12 protein-coding genes are annotated in these 18,637 nt (G+C 63.5%); 10 read left to right on the top strand and 2 right to left on the bottom strand.

Annotated features, from left to right (window positions below):
- The first annotated feature begins 7 nt into the window (after nt 1-7).
- The 8 genes from tssE (at nt 8) to M1D99_RS13750 (ending at nt 10,309) form a co-directional block, all read left to right on the top strand.
- Nucleotides 8-451: a type VI secretion system baseplate subunit TssE gene (gene tssE / locus M1D99_RS13785; RefSeq protein ID WP_434575928.1), complete on the top strand. Its 444-nt coding sequence runs from the start codon at nt 8-10 to the stop codon at nt 449-451.
- A complete protein-coding gene (tssF, locus tag M1D99_RS13780) occupies nt 435-2,225 on the top strand; it encodes a type VI secretion system baseplate subunit TssF (protein WP_434575926.1) in 1,791 nt (596 codons plus the stop codon). Before tssE ends, tssF begins: the two co-directional genes overlap by 17 nt.
- Complete coding sequence (gene tssG, locus M1D99_RS13775) at nt 2,189-3,214, top strand: type VI secretion system baseplate subunit TssG (RefSeq protein ID WP_186704836.1); 1,026 nt, start codon at nt 2,189-2,191, stop codon at nt 3,212-3,214. The genes tssF and tssG overlap by 37 nt, the downstream gene beginning before the upstream one ends.
- A 1-nt stretch (nt 3,215) precedes the next feature.
- Nucleotides 3,216-5,759 carry a type VI secretion system ATPase TssH gene (tssH, locus tag M1D99_RS13770; protein ID WP_434575923.1) on the top strand — a complete coding sequence of 848 codons (2,544 nt, stop codon included), beginning with the start codon at nt 3,216-3,218 and terminating at the stop codon, nt 5,757-5,759.
- Between the two features lie 11 nt (nt 5,760-5,770).
- Nucleotides 5,771-6,439, top strand: coding sequence for an endonuclease/exonuclease/phosphatase family protein (locus tag M1D99_RS13765; RefSeq protein WP_186704834.1), 669 nt, complete (start codon nt 5,771-5,773; stop codon nt 6,437-6,439).
- Nucleotides 6,440-6,482: 43 nt separating this feature from the next.
- Nucleotides 6,483-8,492, top strand: a complete 2,010-nt coding sequence (tssI, locus tag M1D99_RS13760) for a type VI secretion system Vgr family protein (RefSeq protein WP_434575921.1) — start codon at nt 6,483-6,485, stop codon at nt 8,490-8,492.
- A gap of 13 nt (nt 8,493-8,505) precedes the next feature.
- Nucleotides 8,506-9,042, top strand: a complete 537-nt coding sequence (locus M1D99_RS13755; protein WP_434575919.1) for a toxin-antitoxin system YwqK family antitoxin — start codon at nt 8,506-8,508, stop codon at nt 9,040-9,042.
- Between the two features lie 313 nt (nt 9,043-9,355).
- Nucleotides 9,356-10,309 carry an MBL fold metallo-hydrolase gene (locus M1D99_RS13750; RefSeq protein WP_434575917.1) on the top strand — a complete coding sequence of 318 codons (954 nt, stop codon included), beginning with the start codon at nt 9,356-9,358 and terminating at the stop codon, nt 10,307-10,309.
- Nucleotides 10,310-10,363: 54 nt separating this feature from the next.
- Here the strand turns inward: M1D99_RS13750 and M1D99_RS13745 are convergent, their stop codons facing one another.
- Both M1D99_RS13745 and M1D99_RS13740 read right to left on the bottom strand, forming a co-directional pair.
- Nucleotides 10,364-11,785 carry a diaminobutyrate--2-oxoglutarate transaminase gene (locus M1D99_RS13745; protein ID WP_434575915.1) on the bottom strand — a complete coding sequence of 474 codons (1,422 nt, stop codon included), beginning with the start codon at nt 11,783-11,785 and terminating at the stop codon, nt 10,364-10,366.
- A 108-nt stretch (nt 11,786-11,893) separates the two neighbouring features.
- Nucleotides 11,894-13,957, bottom strand: coding sequence for a TonB-dependent receptor (locus tag M1D99_RS13740; protein ID WP_434575913.1), 2,064 nt, complete (start codon nt 13,955-13,957; stop codon nt 11,894-11,896).
- A 249-nt stretch (nt 13,958-14,206) separates the two neighbouring features.
- Here M1D99_RS13740 and M1D99_RS13735 point away from each other — a divergent pair, with 249 nt between their 5' ends.
- Both M1D99_RS13735 and M1D99_RS13730 read left to right on the top strand, forming a co-directional pair.
- On the top strand, nt 14,207-15,184 hold the full coding sequence (locus tag M1D99_RS13735) for a TauD/TfdA family dioxygenase (RefSeq protein ID WP_434575911.1): 978 nt from the start codon (nt 14,207-14,209) through the stop codon (nt 15,182-15,184).
- A 7-nt stretch (nt 15,185-15,191) separates the two neighbouring features.
- The gene (locus M1D99_RS13730) at nt 15,192-18,620 is read left to right on the top strand and encodes a condensation domain-containing protein (protein WP_458132033.1); all 3,429 of its coding nucleotides are present in this window, start codon (nt 15,192-15,194) and stop codon (nt 18,618-18,620) included.
- Nucleotides 18,621-18,637: the final 17 nt, after the last annotated feature.

Raw genomic sequence — 18,637 nt, 5'->3', positions numbered from 1 at the left:
CGTGCCCATGGCTGGCTTCGGGCTGCGCCCGCCCCTGTTCGAACGCCTGGCCAGCCTGGCGGGCGATACCGGGCGGGCGTTTGACCGACGGGCGCTGCAAGACTCGGTGCATGCCGAGCTGTCGCGCCTGTTCAATACCCGTCGCGGCCCACGGGCGCTGACCGAACCCCCGAGCATCCTCGACTACGGCATCGCCGACTGGACCGCGCTGCAACAGCAACGCAGCGATGACCGGCGGCAACTGACCCGGGAAATCCGCCAGGCCATCACCCACTTCGAACCGCGCCTGCACCTGGGCGAGATCGAGGTCTGCCCGGTGCCGGGCCATCCGCAGCAGCTGTGCATACGGCTGTCGGGCGAGCTGCGCGGCGACGTGCATGCCTGGCCCGTGGCCTTTGTCATCGAGCACGCCGGCGACGGCCTTGAGGTGCGCCATGAGCGACTCGATTGACCCGCAACTGCTGGACTATTACCAACGCGAACTGACCTGGTTGCGTCATGCCGGGAACCTGTTCGCCGAGCGTTATCCCAAGGTCGCCCGGCGCCTGGAGCTCTCCCCCGGCGAGTGCCCCGACCCCCATGTCGAGCGCCTGCTGGAAGGGTTCGCCCTGCTGGCCGCGCGCTTGCAACGGCGGCTGGACGACGACTACGCCGAATTCAGCGATGCCCTGCTCGAACAGCTTTACCCGCTGGCCATGCGGCCCTTGCCGTCGTGCGCCATCGTGCAGTTCGAACCCGACCCGAGCAAAGGCAACTTGAACGAGGGCTATCCGCTGCCCCGCGATACGCCGCTGTTCGTCACCACCGACAAAGGCCAGAGCATTCACTTTCGCACCACCGCCGCTGTCCATTTGTGGCCGGTACAGGTCAGCGAAGCATTGCTGCTGGGCAGCGATGAAGCCCAGGCATTGACCGGCGTGGTCCAGGCCCGCTCGGCCTTGCGCCTGGAATTGCGTTGCCTGGGGGAAAGCCAGTGGTCAACGCTGGGGATCGACTCGCTGCGGGTGCACCTGGCGGCGTCACCGATGATCAACGCCGGGCTGTACGATCTGCTGGGCGCTCACGCCATCAAGGTCTTGGCCGCCGCACCGGGAAGCGTGCCGGAACCGTTGGCTGGCCTGCCGCAGATCGTCGGCTTCGCCAGCGACCAGGTCTTGCTGCCAGACGAAGACGGCGTGCACCCGGGCATGCGCCTGCTGGCCGAATACTTTGCCTTTCCGGATAAATTCAGCTTCTTCGACCTGCCCCTGGCCGGCGCCACCAGTGACAGCCAGTCCTTGTACCTGTACATCGTATTCGACCGCGCGCCCAGCAGTCGCCTGCCGCTCCAGGCCAGCGACATCGCCTTGGGCTGCACGCCGGTGATCAACCTGTTTCCCCGCACGTCCGAACCGCTGCGCCCGGACGGCACCCGTAGCGAGTACCGGCTGGTGGCCGACAGTCATCGGGAAAACAGCGTCGAGATCCACAGCATCCGGGGCATGCGCGCCATCTCCAGCCAGGGTGTGCGCAAAGTGCCGGCCTATTACGGCAGCCAGCATGGCAACGAGCAAACTTGCTACTGGCATGCGCGCCGGGTCAGCGGCATGAGCCCGAACCGACTGGGCACCGACTTGATGATCAGCCTGGTGGACACCCAGTTCGACCCGCTGGCCGACACTCGCGACTACAGCCTCACCGCCGAACTGCTGTGCACCAACCGCCACCTGGCCCAAAGCCTGCCGGCCGGCACGCCCCTGGGTTTCGAGCGCCCGGGGCCGGTGGCCTGGGCGCGCCTGCGCAACCCACCCAGCCCGCAAAGCCTGCCGCGCCTGGACGGTGAATCGCGCTGGCGGCTGGTGTCGCAACTGACCCTCAACCATCTGTCACTGGTCGAAGGCCCCCAGGCACTCGACGCACTGCGCGAGATTCTCGAGTTACACAACCTGCGGGATGAGGCCAGTGCTCACCGTCAGATCGGAGGGGTTGCGGGACTGGGCTGCGATCGGGTCATCGCCCATGTTGGCGAAGACGCCTGGCGCGGTTGGCGAAACGGCCTGGAGGTGCGCCTGCAACTGGATCCGCAACACTTCGTCGGCAGCAGCGCGGTGCTGTTCTCCGGGGTGCTGGCGCAGTTCTTTTCCCTTTACGCCACCGCCAATCGCTTCGTGCGCACCGTGCTGGTCCAGTCCGACAAGGAGGTGAAGACATGGCAACCCCAAGCCGGCAAACCCCTGGTGCTCTGAACCTGAGCGAACGGTTGCGGCGCGACCCGCAACGCTTCGAATGGCTCCAGGCCTTGCTGTTGCTCGAACGCGAACATCCCCAGGCCGAACCCCTGGGCAGCGGCACCGCACCGCATGCCGAAGCCTTGCGCCTGCGTGGGCCGTTGACGCCGCTGTTCGCCGCCAGTGAAGTGGAGAGCCTGGGCCAGGAACCCGGCCTGCCGCCCACGTTGACCACACCGATCTTCGGCCTCGGTGGCCCGGACGGTCCGCTGCCCTACGCCTACCAGGAATGGCTGCAACAACGGGCGCGGGCGAAGGACCATGCCCCGGCGGAATTCCTCGACCTGTTCCAGCATCGCCTGCTCAGCCTGCTGTACAAGGTGATGCGCAAACATCGCATCGCCCTCGGTTTCACGGCGCCCGGCGCGTCCGCCGTACACGCGCAACTGCGCGCGTTGACCGGCCTGTTGCCCAAGGCCTTGCAGGAACGCCAGGCCGCACCTGACTCGGCGGTCCTGGCCTGCACCGCGCTGTATGCCGATGGCCGGCGCTCCCTGGAGGGGTTCGCGGCGATTGTCCGTGAACAGTTCGGCTTGCCCGTGGAGCTGAGCGCCTACGCAGGTGGCTGGCGTGAGATCCCGCCGGCCAGCCGTAGCCGCTTGCAACCGGGTGGGCGCAACCTGCGCCTGGGTCGCAACGCCGTGGCCGGCACTCGGGTCTGGGACGAACATGCCGGCGTGCGCCTGACTCTCGGCCCGCTGAGCACGGCCCAGGCCAGTGGATTGCTGCCCACCGGGGAAGCCCATCCGTTGCTCGCCAGCCTTTTTGCCTTGTATTTCGGCCCTGACCTGGATTGCACCCTGGCGCTGCTGATCCGCGGCGCCGGCCCACTGCAACTGGACCGTCAGGCCGCGCCACGGTTGAACTGGAACGGTGGCCTGCAACGCCAGCCAACCCTCGCCGTGCAACGGATCGAAACTCGCCTTCGCCAGCCGGAGATCGCCTGAAATGGAACTGGCCAGCCTGATCGGACGCCTCAACCCGGACAACCGCCGCGCCCTGGAACGGGCGGCACAACGCTGCCTGCAGCGCAGCCACCATTACGTGGAAATCGAACACTTGTTATTGGAGTTGCTCGACATCGAGGGCGGTGACTTCGCCTGCCTGCTGCCGCGCTTCGGCCTGGAACGTGACGCGGTGGCCGCCGAAACCAACAAGGCCCTGGACCTGTTCAAATCCGGCAGCACCCGTACGCCCGCCCTGTCGGCGCAAACCATTGGCCTGCTGGAAGATGCCGTGGTCCAGGCCAGTGTGCTGGGCCTGGACAGCATCCGCTCGGGGCTGTTGCTGCTGGCCCTGCTGGACCGTGACGAGCGCCGCAGCCTGTTGCTCAACAGCGCCTCGTCGTTGCTGCGTATTCCCCGCGATGCCCTGCGCGCCCATCTATTGGAATGGACCGAAAGCTCCCGTGAACATGTCGGTGGCGTGCGCACGGCCAAACCCGGCGAGGTCCCCCAGAAACAGGACCCGGTGCTGGACCAGTACACCCAGGACCTGACCGCCGACGCCCGCAACGGCCGCATCGACCCCATCGTCGGCCGCGACGGCGAAATCCGCCAGTGCATCGACATCCTCCTCAGGCGCCGGCAGAACAACCCGATCCTGGTGGGCGCGCCGGGGGTCGGCAAGACCGCCGTGGTGGAAGGCCTGGCCCTGCGCATCGCCGCCGGGGATGTGCCGCCGTCGTTGCAGGAAGTCACCCTGCGCGTACTCGACCTGGGCCTGTTGCAGGCCGGCGCCGGGGTCAAGGGCGAGTTCGAGCAGCGCCTCAAGGGCGTGATCGACGCGGTACGCAGCGCCGAAAAGCCGATTATCCTGTTCATCGATGAAGCCCACACGCTGATCGGCGCCGGCGGTGCGGAGGGCGGCAGCGACGCGGCCAATCTGCTCAAGCCAGCCCTGGCCCGGGGCGAACTGCGCACCCTGGCCGCCACCACCTGGCTGGAATACAAGAAATACTTCGAGAAAGACCCGGCCCTGGCCCGCCGCTTCCAACTGGTTCAAGTCGAGGAGCCGGACGAACTCACCGCCGTGGAAATGCTCCGGGGCGTAGCGAGCAAACTGGAACAGCACCACGGCGTGCAAGTGCTCGACGCGGCCATCCACGAGGCGGTGAAGCTGTCCCACCGCTACATCTCCGGGCGCCAGTTGCCGGACAAGGCCATCAGCGTGCTCGACACCGCCTGCGCCCGGGTTGCCCTCGGCCAGCACGACGTGCCGCCGCCGCTGGAAAGCCTGCGCCACCGGCAGAACAGCCTCAAGGATGAAGTCGAACGCCTGCGCCGGGAACAGGCCACCGGTCTGGATCATCGCGAGCGCATCACCTTGCTGGAAAGCGAATCGACCAGCAACGTGCAGGCCATCCGCGAGCTGGAAATCCGCTGGGGCGAAGAGCGCGAAGCCGTGCGCGAACTACTCGACACCCGGCGTGAACTGCTCACCCTGAGCGAACGCGCCGACAGTGAAAAAGCCGACACCGAGATCGATAATCGCATTGATCACCTGGCCGCCGAACTGCTGCGCCTGGAGGCGGGCCTGGATGCCATTCGCCAGGACGATCCGCTGGTGCCCGAACAGGTGGACAGCAAGACCGTCGCCGCCGTGATCGCCGGATGGACCGGTATCCCGGTGGGCAAGATGCTCGCCGATGAAGCCCATGCCGTGCGCACCCTCGGCCAGCGCATGGGCCAGCGAGTCATGGGCCAGGGCACGGCGCTGAACACCATCGCCCAACGCCTGCAAGCCTACCGCGCCGGCCTTACCGACCCGCAGAAACCGGTCGGCGTGTTCCTGCTGGTGGGCCCCACTGGCGTGGGCAAGACCGAAACCGCCTACGCCCTGGCCGATGCCTTGTACGGCGGTGAGCGCAACCTGATCAGCATCAACCTCTCGGAGTATCAGGAAGCCCACACCGTCAGCCAACTCAAAGGCGCCCCGCCCGGCTACGTCGGCTACGGCAGCGGCGGCGTGCTCACCGAAGCGGTGCGGCGCAAACCCTATTCCGTGGTGTTGCTGGATGAAATCGAGAAGGCCCACCCGGACGTGCTCGAAGCTTTCTACAACGTTTTCGACAAAGGCCTGATGGAAGACGGCACCGGCCTGGTGGTGGATTTCAAGAACACCGTGATGCTCGCCACCAGCAACGTCGGCGCCGAACTGCTTTTGGACACGCCAGTGGCGCAACTGGGCAGCGACGCCTTCAACGAAGCCTTGCACAAGGTGCTGCTGCAAGCGTTTCGCCCGGCGTTTTTGGCGCGCATGACGGTGGTGGCGTACCGGCCGCTGGATGAAGCGACGCTGGAAGGGATTGTGTTGGCGAAGTTGGAGAAATTGCGCGGGCGCTATAAGGCGGCGACGGGCAAGCAGTTCGAATTCGATGCGGGAATCGTCAAGGCTGTGTTGGCCAAGTGCAGCGCGGCGGGGGCACGGGATGTCGAGAATGTGTTGATGACGCAGGTGACGGGGAAGTTGGCGGAGTGGGTACTTGAGTAAGGAGCAGGCTCATGCGAATCGGTAGCTTCAACGTTGAAAAAAACGGCAAGTCTTCCACCCTGGAAAAGCAAACCCAAGTAGACATCTTTCTCTACAACTGCTGCTCCAGTAACTACTGGGATGCGGACATCGTGTTCTTGTGTGAAATACATTCGGCACAAATCGACAACTACCGCTCGAACCTGGCGGCCATCTATAAGAATTACAGTGTCTATGCGTTTACGGGCGGCTACTCGAACGCCTACATCGTCATGGTCAAAAGCTTTGAGCAATTGCAAGTGATCAGCCAAGGCAGTCTGTTTACCCTGAACCGGGACCTGATTGCGGTGGAGGCCAACGGTGTGAAGGGCTATACCGGCTACGTGTTCCTTGCGCACTTCAAGTCTGGCCAGAACGGCGTGACCAAGAGCCAACTGAAATCCTGCACAGCCCTGGGCGGGAAATGGGTCGCGACAGGTGACCTGAACCTGGATTATCAAAACGTAGGGCAGCTCGATACGGCGGGGCTTGCCTATGAGTGCTGGAACGGCCAGCAGACCCAGAGCAAGGGCGGCATTCTCGACTGGGTGCTGGCATCGGTGGACGTGAAGGTCGTGCCGGTCGACATCTCCGGACTTGCCCATGTGTTCGATATGTCCGGCCCCGATCATCGCCCCATCCTTTTCGATGTGACGAGCTGAACGACAACGGTCGCCGTTTTTCACGCCCTGCCGAGGACGCTTGATGCCCCGCTCCACCGACAGCAACACCACCCTTTCCCTCAGTGCCAGCTCGCTGTCGGCGCTGTACCCTGAGGCACTGTCCGGCGAAGAACGCCTCAATGCCTTGGGCTCGCATATCCTCACCGGCATCAACGACGGCGCCTCGCTGGACCTCACCACGGCCGTCGCCAGCCATGTCACCACGACGCTGCACAAGGACGCCTTGCTGCGCCCCCTGGATTGGCTGGTCGCCGAAATCCGCCAACTTCCCGCCGATGCCACCGCCGAGCGCTATCAACTTTTGCTCCGCCCCTGGCTCTGGTGGCTGAGCCTGGCCAGCAACAACCGCGTGTTCCAGAACCTCGCCACGTCGGATATCGTCACGACGATTTTCAAGGCCCACGGTTTCACCGACTTCCAACTCAAGCTCACCGGTAGCTACACCCCTCGCGAGTACTGCGTGCAATACGGCGAAACCGACCTGGCCTTCGTCTCGCGCCTGCTGGAAGAAGACGGGATTTTCTGGTTCTTCAGCCATGAAGCCGGCAAGCACACGCTGGTACTGGCCGACAGCAACGATGCCTTCACGCCCATCCCCAACGGGCCGACGGTGAATTATCTCGGGCAAAAACTGGGCGAGCGGGAACTGCACGGCATCCGTTCAGGGCAGGTGTGCCTGCAAGCGGTGGCCGGGGTTTACCAGGCCACCGATTATGAGTTCACCACGCCGACCACCTCGCTCTTCAGCCAGGCCGAAGCCGTGGCCGGGCCAAGTTCAATGTACGAACACCCAGGCAGCTACACCGCCAAGGCCCAGGGCGACGCGCTGACCAAACAGCGGGTGGACGGCCTGCGCAGCCAGGAAAAACGTTTCGTTGGCGAAAGCGATTGCCGCTGGCTGGTGCCGGGGTATTGGTTCACCCTCGCCGGCCATGAAGACACGACGTTGAATATCGATTGGGTGGTGACGTCGGTCAGCCATGAAGCCAGCCACGACAGCTATCGCAACCGCTTCGAAGCGATCCCCAAGGCCACGGCTTATCGACCGGCCCGCATCACGCCAAAACCGCGCATGCACACCCAGACGGCCGTGGTGGTGGGCAAGGCCGGCGAAGAAATCTGGACCGATGAATACGGCCGGATCAAATTGCAGTTCCCCTGGGACCGCACCGGCAAGAACGACGAGACCTCCTCCTGCTGGGTGCGTGTGGTCTTGCCCTGGAGCGGCAAGGGCTTCGGCATGCAGTTCGTGCCGCGCATCGGCCAGGAAGTCATCGTGACCTTCATCGACGGCGACCCGGATCGGCCCCTGGTCACCGGTTGCGTGTACAACGGCGCCAATGCCCTGCCCTATGCGCTGCCGGCGAACCAGACCCAATCCGGGATCAAGACCAACTCGTCCAAGGGCGGCGGCGGTTTCAACGAGCTGCGCTTCGAAGACAAGAAGGACGCCGAAGAGGTGTTTCTCCAGGCTCAGAAAGACTTCAACATCAACGTGCTCAACGACACCACTGCCACCGTCGGCCACGACGAGACCCTCACGGTGCAGAACGCCCGCACCCGCACGGTGAAGGACGGCGACGAAACCGTCACCCTGGAGAAGGGCAAGCGCAGCGTGACCATCCAGACCGGCAGCGACAGCCTCGACGTGAAGGACACCCGCACCGTCACCGTGGGCTCGGACCAGACCCACAGCACCGGTGGCAACTACGACCAGAAGGTCACCGGCAACTACAGCCTGACCGTGGACGGCAACCTGACCATCAAGGTCAGCGGCACCCTGACCTTGCAAAGCGGCGGCAGCTTCGCCATCAAGAGCGGCGCGGACCTGGCGGCCGAGGCCAGCACCTCCATCAGCCAGAAAGCCGGCACGGCCCTGAGCAACCAGGCCGGGACGTCATTGGAAAACAAGGCTGGCACCACCCTCACCAACGACGCCGGCATCAGCCTGGTGAACAAGGCGGCCGCCGAACAGACCGTGGACGGCGGCGGCATGCTGACCATCAAGGGTGGCCTGGTGAAGGTCAACTGATGGGAACGCAACGATGACCACGAAAAGACTGGACCTGGAACGCGGCGACAGCCGGCTGGACGGGCAACTGGTCGATGGCCGGCTCGACGGCCCGCTGCAGATCGAAGAAGCCCAACGCCCGCAAGCGAAGCTCAACTACAGCCAAGGTGAACTGCAAGGCACCAGCACCCTGTATCACCCGAATGGCAAGGTCTCGGCGGTCTTGCCGTTCGTAAAGGGAAAGTTGCAAGGCGTGGCGAGCTTTTACGCAGCCGAAGGCGGCTTGCAACGCCAGGCCACGTATCGCCGTGGGTTGTTGCACGGTGAGGCGAACAACTACTTCCCCGACGGGCAACTGGCTGAAGCGGAGGTCTATCGCGACGGCGTGCGCGATGGCCGCTATCGCCGCCTGCACCCCAACGGCAATCTGGCGGTCGAAGCCCGCTACCTCAACGGCCAACTGCTGGAACCGGCCCAGGCCTACGCCGACGACGGCCGGCCACTGGACGCCGATGGCAAACCCATCTCCCGGCTGCGCTGGTGGTTCAAGCGCTGGAACGACCCCGCATAAGCTCGCTCCCACAGGGGATCTGTGGTGGACATCAAATTTGTATGCACTGAAGAGTGAATGTGGGAGCGAGCCTGCTCGCGATGGTGGCGGGTCAGTTTGCATCCATAGCGCCTGTGCCGCCCTCACCCCGGCAAACTGGATGCCCATACCTTTTGCTGGGGTCAATCACGCTAAAGCGCCTGCGCAACATACCCACGTATGGTATCGAGCGCGGTTCGACGGGATGCAGACTCATTCTCCAGCGACACCCCTTTCTCATGCCGAGAGAGGCGGTGCTCGCCCAAGCCTTGACCCAAGCCATCGGAGAACGACCATGACCACGCATTTGAACGCCCCTGCCGCCCAGGATGGAATGCATCCGGATTCAACCATGAGCTTGCACGTGACCTCGTACGAGGAGTTGGTCCCTTCGCGCTACGCCCTGAAGATTGGCGAGATCGACGTGCTGGTGGTCAGCGATGGGGTACTGCCGCTGCCGACCTCGACGATGTCCACCAATGCCGATCCAGCCGCCCGCGCGGCCTGGTTCAAGGACATGTTCCTGGGCCCGGACGCCTTCGATTGGGCGCTGAACGTGCTGGTGGTGCGCAGCGGCGAGCAGACTATCCTCGTCGATGCCGGGCTCGGCGGCCAATTCCCCGGCTTCCCGCGCGCCGGGCAGTTTCCCAAGCGCCTGGCCGCCGCCGGTATCGACCTGGAGTCGGTGACCGACGTGGTGATTACCCACATGCACATGGACCACATTGGCGGGCTGCTGGTCGATGAGGTGAAGAGCCGGCTGCGTCCCGACCTGCGGATCCACGTGGCCGCGACCGAGGTGGCGTTCTGGGCCGAACCGGATTTCTCCCTCACCTCCATGCCCTCGCCGGTACCGGACGTACTGCGCGCTACCGCCACGCAATTCATGCACGACTACCACGACAAACTGCACACCTTCGAGGAAATCTACGAGGTCGCCCCGGGTGTGGTGGTCAAGCGCACCGGCGGCCATACCCCAGGGCACAGTGTGGTCCACGTAACGTCCGGCGAGGAGCGCTTGACGTTCGCCGGCGATGCCTTGTTCCCGGTCGCCTTCGACCATCCCGATTGGCAGAACGGTTTTGAACATGACCCTGAAGAATCGGTTCGCGTTCGGGTCCGCCTCATGCAAGAAGCGGCGGCATCCGGCGAGCTGCTAGTCGCTACTCACCTACCGTTCCCCTCCGTTGGCCGCGTGGCGGTCAACGGAGACGCGTTTCGCTGGGTAGCGGCCTTCTGGGACTACTGAGTACACGTCGGGCCGGGCCAGCGTCCAAACCGGACGCTGGCCCGAACCGGATGATCAGCCGGCGGGACGCTCGTTGATCGTGCTCGCAGCCTGGAACAGGATTTGCGCCACAAAATCGATTTCCTGCTCGGTGATGATCAACGGCGGCAGGAAGCGCACGGTCGCGCCGTGACGGCCGCCCAGCTCGACGATCAACCCGTGCTTCAGGCACGCCTGCTGGAAAGCCTTGGCCCGGACCGTGTCCACCGGCGGATGACCCTGTACGTCTGGAGTACCTTGCGGGTCGACGATTTCCATGCCGAGCATCAGGCCGCGCCCACGCACATCGCCGATCCAGGCGAACTCACTTTGCAGTGCCTGCAAGTGTTTTTGCAGGTGAGCGCCCATCGTTTCAGCGTGCTGGACCAAGCCTTGATCACGAATGAAACGCAAGGTCGCGGTACCCGCCGCCATTGCCAACTGATTGCCACGGAACGTGCCCGCGTGGGCACCCGGCTGCCAGACGTCCAGCGACTCGTGATAGACCATCACCGACAGCGGCAGCCCGCCACCGATGGCTTTGGACAGGGTGATGACATCCGGCGTGATCCCCGATTGCTCGAAGCCGAACATCCGCCCGCTGCGGGCAATGCCGCACTGGATCTCGTCGACGATCAGCGGAATGCCGTGGGCCTGGGTCAACCGACGCAGCTCCTGCAGCCAACGGTCCGGCGCGGCAATCACCCCGCCCTCGCCCTGGATTGGCTCAAGGATCATCGCCGCGGGTGCGGTCACCCCGCTTTCCGGGTCATTGAGCAAATGTTCGAGGTAACGAACGTTCAACGTGACCGCTTGATCGCCGGCCACCCCGAACGGGCAACGATAATCGTGAGGGAACGGCAGGCGCTGCACCCCTGGCATCAATGCGCCGAGGGCATTTTTCGGCGACAGGTTGCCGCTGATGGCCAGCGTCCCCAGGGTCATCCCGTGATAGGCCCCTTCAAACGCCAGGACCGAATGTCGCCCGGTGGCGGTACGGGTCAACTTGAGCGCGGCCTCGACCGCATCGGCCCCACTTGGGCCGCAGAACTGAATGCGTGCGTGGCGAGCGAACTCGCTGGGCAGGCACGCGAAAATTTCTTGGACGAATGCGTCCTTCACAGGCGTCATGAGGTCGAGGGTGTGCATCGGCACACCGGCCGCCATGACCTGGGTGATGGCTTCGACGATCACCGGGTGGTTGTGCCCCAGCGCCAGGGTTCCGGCACCGGCCAGGCAATCGACGAACACTTGCCCCCGGCTGTCTTGCACATAAATGCCATGGGCCCTTTCAAGCACCAGGGGAATGCGTCGCGGGTAACTGCGGGCGTTGGACTCCTGCTGTTGCTGACGCTCCAGCAGCGGCGTCGAGTCAAGGCAGTAAGGGCTCGACAGACCGGTGTGCAACAGGCGTAGCTGTTGCGCGCCACCTGCTGTGACATTCGAAAAAGCACTCATGATTTCCTCCATGGAGGCTGGGTTTGGAAGGGAGCGAACAGCCTGGAAACAAACATCCGATAGATTGCAGGACAGGCGCGGGGAGATTGCCTCCCCGCGCCCATGGGTTTACATGTCGTAGCGCAGGATCATCCCCACCGTGCGCGGTGCGCCAACGTCGATGATGTCGTCGTTGCGGTTGTTGGTGACGTATTCCTTGTCGAACGCGTTCTTCACGTAGGCAGACACCGCGACGTTCTTGGTGACTTTGTATTCGGTGTTGAAGTTCACCAGCACATAGGCGTCGCTCTTACGTTCACCCGTGACTTTGCCGTTTGCGTCGAACTCGTACTCCGAAGGCGCGGTGCTCTGATAGACAATGTCCGTGCCGAAGATCAGGCGATCGTCGAAGCGATAGACACCACCCACCGAGGCCTTGTATTTAGGCGCGTAGAGGAACGCCTCGCCACTCCTGTCCTGACCACTGTCAGAAACGAAATCCTTGTATTTGCTATCGGTAATAGCGCCACCGACATTCAGGGTCAGCTGTTCGGTGATGTCTTTTTCGACGAAGACTTCCAAGCCCTTGATGTCACTGCGACCAGCGTTGTAAATATCAATGACGTTGCTACCGGCTTGGCGCACGCTGACCTGCTGATCTTTCCAATCCGTGTAATACAGGTTGGCGCGGGTACGCAGGGTCTTGTCGAAGAACGAACCACGATAGGACAGCTCGTAGTTGGTGGTGTATTCCGGGTCGTAGGCCTGGTGGCCGCTACCGGAGCGCAGGTTGACACCGCCACCGCGATAGCCTTTCTGCACCATGAAACCGAGGTACTGGTCGGTTGCCAATTCGTAGTCGATGCCGAGTTTCGGCAGCACGGCATCAAACGATTTTTTGATTTTCTCGGGAACGAAGCGGCCGTCTTCCTCGATGTCGGTATCGTTCGTCTCATAGTCGTAACGCAGGCCGGTGATCAACGTCCAGCGCGGCGCGAACGTCCAGTTGACTTCACCGAACACCGCCTTGTTTTCAATCTTGGTGTCACCTTTGACGGTACGAACCAGAACGTCATCGAACAACAACCGGTCGTGGAAGTTGTTGGTGTTGTGGCCATAGTAGGCACCGACGAAACTCTTCACCGTATCCGAGTCGTAATTCAGACGCAGCTCCTGACTGAACAGGTTGCCGTCTTGCTTACGCAGAACGACCTCGTTGTCCACCGCATTCTGGTCAAAGTCCAGACGGTTGCTGTAGTCCGTACTGGTATTGGCGGTCATGCTCGTCAACGACCAGGTATCGTTCAGGCGGTAATCCACCTTGGCGCTGAAAGTGTCTTGCTTGAGGTTGTCGAAGGCCTCGGTATTGGACGCGATGTCGTAATAGCTCGGCTTGCCATCGGCGCCGCGCATCGTCGAGCGGTCACCCTGGCGATGTTCGCTGTGGGCGTAGGTCAACAGGACATCGGTGTCGTCATTGGGCAGGATCAACAATTTGCCGCGGACGTTGCTGGTGCGACGCGGGTTGGCGTCTTTATCGAGCGTGGTGTTGCGGATGTAGCCGTCACCTTCGCCATAGTCCACGGCGATACGCCCGGCGATCTTATCATCGACGATGGCCCCGCCACCGGCCACGGCGGCGCCGTGCTCACCGTAGTTACCCACGTTGGTCTGGGCCGAGAAGCTCGGTTCGAAGGTTGGGTTCTTGGTGCGGATCACCACCGCGCCGGCCAGGGAGTTACGACCTTGGGTGGTGGATTGCGGGCCGAGGAAAACCTCGACCTGCTCGGCATCCCAGAGCGGGACCGGGCTGAGGGTCAGCGCGCGGTTCGGCTGCACGGCACCGTCGACGTACACCGACACCGCGCCGTTGAGGGCCGCCGGGCCCTGGTCGTCAAAACCAGATACTGGCACGCCACGGATACCCCAGTTCTCGTTGCCGGCCTGGGTATAGACGCCGGGCGTACGGGCAAACACATCCACCAGGTCCTTGTCGCCGTGCTCACGCAGGTTCTTGTCGGTGACGACCACGACGCTGGATTGGGTCTTTTCGAGGGTGCGGTCGATCTTTTCACCGGTCACGGTGATTGGAGCGATCTCCATCTTGCCGGCTTCTTCAGCCGCCCAAGCGCCGTTGCTCAGGCCGATGGCCGACCCTACAGCCAACGCAATTGTGTTCTTTTTGAAATTCACGCCCCGCTCCCCTGCGACAGATATTTTTAGGTTTTTTTGAGCTGGCCGAAGGCTGTTTGGCGCCAGCGGAGCGGAGTCTAATCCAAAAAAAAAATTAAATAAATAGTATTGATAATCCCTCTCATTTGTACCTAGTATGGCGTCTTGTATTGCCTTACATACATTACAGACGAGTCCTACAACACTGACCGCTGCCCTGCTTTCAAGGTCTTGTGACTGGTCGAAGACGCTATAAGAGGATGCACAAGGATGACCTCAATCGAACACCTGAACGGGCGTTCCGAGCTTTTTTCAATGGCGCCCACGGATGCAAGCGCCCAATCGCTACCCGTGCTGGTGCAAGGGGTACCGGGACAGTCGATCCACGACCTGGACGCCTCGATTCGCGACCGCGTGGCCCAGGTCCTGACCACCGTTGGCGGCGTGTTGTTTCGCGGTTTCACCGTTGCCACCCCCATCGACTTCAAGCGCTTCGCCGCCAGCTTCGGCGCGCCGCTGGCCAGTTACGAATTCGGTTCCACACCGCGCAGCAAAGTCTTCGCCGGGGTCTATAGCTCCACCGAATACCCGGCCCATCAATTCATCCCCTTGCACAACGAGCAGGCCTACACCCGCCCCTGGCCTTCACGCATCTGGTTCCACTGCATCAAGGCCAGTAAAACCGGCGGCGAGACCCCGATTGCCGACAGCCGCCTGATCTACCAGCGCATGCCTGCCGAGATCCGCGAGCTGTTCGCCAGCCGCGAGCTGCTTTATGTCCGCAACTACAGCGGCGCCCTGGACCTGCCTTGGGAAAAAGTCTTCAACACCCAGGACCGTGCCCAAGTCGAACGCTACTGCCAGGACAACGACATCGAGTGGGAATGGAAAGCCGATGGCGACCTGCGCACCCGCCAGCGTTGCGCCGCCGTGCAACAGCATCCCGAGACCGGCGAATGGGTCTGGTTCAACCAGGCGCACCTGTTCCATGTCTCGGCCATCGAACCGAGCGTACGCGCCAGCCTGCTGGCGGCGGTGGGTGAAGAGAACCTGCCGCGCCATGTCTATTTCGGCGACGGCTCGCCGATTGCCGACGACCTGCTCGACACCGTGCGCGAGGTCTACCGCGAGACTGCCGTCAGTTTTCCCTGGCAGCCCGGCGATATCCTGATGCTCGACAACCGACTGGTGGCACACGGTCGCAATCCTTTCACCGGTGACCGCAAAGTCATCGTGGCCATGGCGTGAATTGCACATGTTTTCTTTCGAACACTGGATCGACGTGCTGGAAACCAACGCCCAGCACTTCCCTCAGCGTGCCGCCCTGCATTTTCTGCCGGACGGCGTAGAGATCGGCGAAACCCTGACCTTTGCCCAACTGCACGAACAATCCCGTTCCCTGGCGGCCGCGCTGCAAGCGCGTTATGCCCCGGGTGATCGCGTGCTGTTGATGCTGCCCAGCAGCCTCGACTACGCCCGCGCCTTCTGTGCCTGCCTCTATGCAGGGCTGATTGCCGTGCCGTTGTTTCCACCGCCGTCGCGCAAACCGCGTCACCTCGACCGCGTCCGTAACGTGGTGGTGGATGCCGAGCCGGCGCTGATTCTCGCCCCGACGGAGTATTGCGAAGGCTTGCTGGAACTGGTGGAAGGCCGGGTCGATGTGCTGACCGTCCAGGACCTGGGCACACCACCGGCCAGCCAATGGCAACGTCCGACCATCGACGGTTCGACCGTGGCCTTCCTGCAATACACCTCGGGTTCCACCGGCTCGCCGAAAGGCGTCGAGGTGCGTCAGCGCAACCTGATCGCCAACGTCGAGCTGATGCGCCAGGCCTACGATTTCGACGAACACGGCGCCATGGTCAACTGGCTGCCGCTGTACCACGACATGGGTCTGATCGGCGGGATGCTGGCCCCGCTCTACAGCGGCATGCCATGCTACCTGATGGCGTCCCAGACCTTCGTCAATGCACCGTCGACCTGGCTGCAGGCGTTGAGTCGCTACCGCGCCACCGCCAGTTTCGCCCCCAACTTCGCCTATGCCCTGTGCAACCGCGTGGTCAGCGACAACCTGATCGCGCAACTCGACCTGAGCGCCTGGAAACACGCCATCAACGGCGCCGAACCGATCCACCCCGGCACCCTGGAGGCTTTCGCCCAACGTTTTGCCGCCTGTGGTCTCAACCCGTTGGCCATCAGCCCCGGTTATGGCCAGGCCGAAGCCACCCTGTGCGTCAGCGCCACGCCGGCCGACGCGCTGCCGGTGGTGCTGCGCCTGGACAAAGCCGTGCTGGAGAGCGGTCGCGTGGCACTGGCGGCGGCCGATGCCGCCGCCGTGGAATTCGTCGCCTGCGGTTACCCGCAAGCCTTGCACAGCATCGCCATCGTCAACCCGCACACCTTCGAGCAATGCGCCGCCGATCGCATCGGCGAAGTCTGGCTCAGGGGGCCGAGCAACGCCGAATCCTACTGGAAGAATCCCGAGGCCACTCGCGAAGCCTTTGAAGCCCAAATTGTCGGTTCGTCGGAGCATTACCTGCGCTCCGGCGACCTGGGTTTCATGCACGAAGGCCAGGTCGTGATCTGCGGACGGCTCAAGGACCTGCTGATTCTCAATGGGCGCAACCTCTACCCACACGACATCGAATTCGCCATTACCGATGCCGAGCCGGGCATCCGCACCGGACGCATTGCCGCCTTCTCGGAAATGGACCCGGCGTTGGGCCGCGAGAAGTTGGTGATCGTCGCCGAGCCGCAACGCAAGTTCGTCGACCCGGCGCATCACCCGGCGCTGTTCGCGTCGATGCAAAACGCCGTGCGTGAAGCCGCCGACTGCGGCATCGACCAAATCGTGCTAGTGCAAGCCGGCACCATCCCGATGACCACCAGCGGCAAGATCGCCCGTCAAGGCGCGCGCAAGCAACTGGCCGCGGGCACGTTGAGCATCATCGCCCAGAGCGGTGCAACGCTGGCTTCGAATGGCGAGGTCCTGGACCTTGCCCAGCTCAAGCACCTGGCGAGCGAAACGCCGCAACAGGCCCAGGCCGCCTGCCGCCGATGGCTGGAGCAGACGCTGCACGCGGTCAATCCGTATTTTTCCGCCGACTTCGACCTCAGCCTGATCGGCCAAGGCCTGGACTCCATTGGCGTGGCCGACTTCGCCGCGCGCCTGCACAAGGACCTGGGCTGGAACCTCGACACCCAGGACTTGTTTGGGCAAACCACCCTGGGGCAATGGGCGCTGGCCCTGCAAAACTTTCTGAATGAACCGGCGCCGACGGCCGAGGCTTCGACCGCGCGGGCTAACCTCAGCCAGGGGCATCAATCGTTCGCCCAGCGCCGACTGTGGTTCCTGCGCCAACTGAACCCGGACGACACCCGCCACAACCTGGTACTGCACCTGCGCCTGCAAGGTCCACTGGACATCGAGGCGCTGGCCCTGCGCTTGAACGCGCTGGTGGCGCGGCACGGCGTGTTGCGCACGGTGTACCGCGACGGTGTCGAGGGCCCGCAGCAACAGGTATTGCCGGCCACGGCGGTCGCGCTGGTCCATCACGACTTACGCGAACAGAATGAAGCGCAGCAACAACAGACGCTGAGCGAGCGCCTGGCCCATGAACACGCCACCCCTGTCGATCTGCAAGCCGGCCCGCTGCTGCGGGCACAGTTGCTCAGCCGACATGAGCAACAGCATGACCTGCTGCTGACCCTGCACCACATCGCCTTCGACGGACGTTCAGCGCAAGTGCTGCTGGCGGAACTGGCAGGCTCGACAGACGCCGCGCTCCCGGGGCAATACCTCGATTTCGCCCAGTGGGAAGCCCGGCACTGGAGCGAACAGCGGATCGCCAGCGAGCAGGATTTCTGGCGCGGACACCTGGCCGGCATGCCCCAGACCTTGGAACTGGGCGGCAACGGCCAGGCCCCTGGCGAACACAGCCTGGACTTCAACGTGCCCCAGGCCCGCTGCGAGCATTTGGCAACGCTGGCCCGAGAACAAGGCATGACCTTGTTCATGCTGCTGATCGCCAGTTACCAACTGGTGCTCAAGCAACTGGGTGGCCAAGCGCAATTCTTGCTGGGCACCGATGTCAGCGGCCGGCCACTGGCCGAGCACAACGACGTCATCGGTTTCTTCGTCAACCAGTTGACCCTGCGTTGCGATGTACGTGGCGAAGCGACCCTGGCCGGTTTCCTCGGGCGGGTGCGCGATGAAGCGCGCCTGGCCTATGCCCATCAGGGCCTGCCTTTCGACCTGGTGGTCTCGGCCCTCGCGCCGCAACGCCGGTCCGGTCACTCGCCGCTGTTCCAGGTCAAGCTCAACTATCAACCGTCACGGGTGACCCCGACCGCCATCGCCGGCGCGCAGTTGTCCGCACTGGACGTGGCCCAGGCTCCGGGGGATTTCCACCTGGTGCTCGACCTGGTGCACGGCCACGAAGGCCTCGCCGCGACGCTCAAGTATCGCGGCGAATACTTCGACCAAGGCCGTGCCCTGCGCCTGCAACACCTGTGGACGTGCCTGCTGGAGCAACTCCCCAGCCTGCTGGACGAGCCGCTGCCGACGCTGGCCGAGCGCATCGACGGCTGGGACCAGGCCTTTGCCCGTGAGCGGCAACAGTCCCAGGCCCTGGCCGGTCGCAGCCAGATGATGCAAGCCAAACGTCGCTCCTTGTCCCTTTAACCGAGTCGGATGCTGTT

This window comes from Pseudomonas sp. R3-41 (assembly GCF_054161485.1).
Note: the sequence above shows the minus strand (reverse complement) of the source record. Positions and strands in the feature narration are given on the sequence as shown.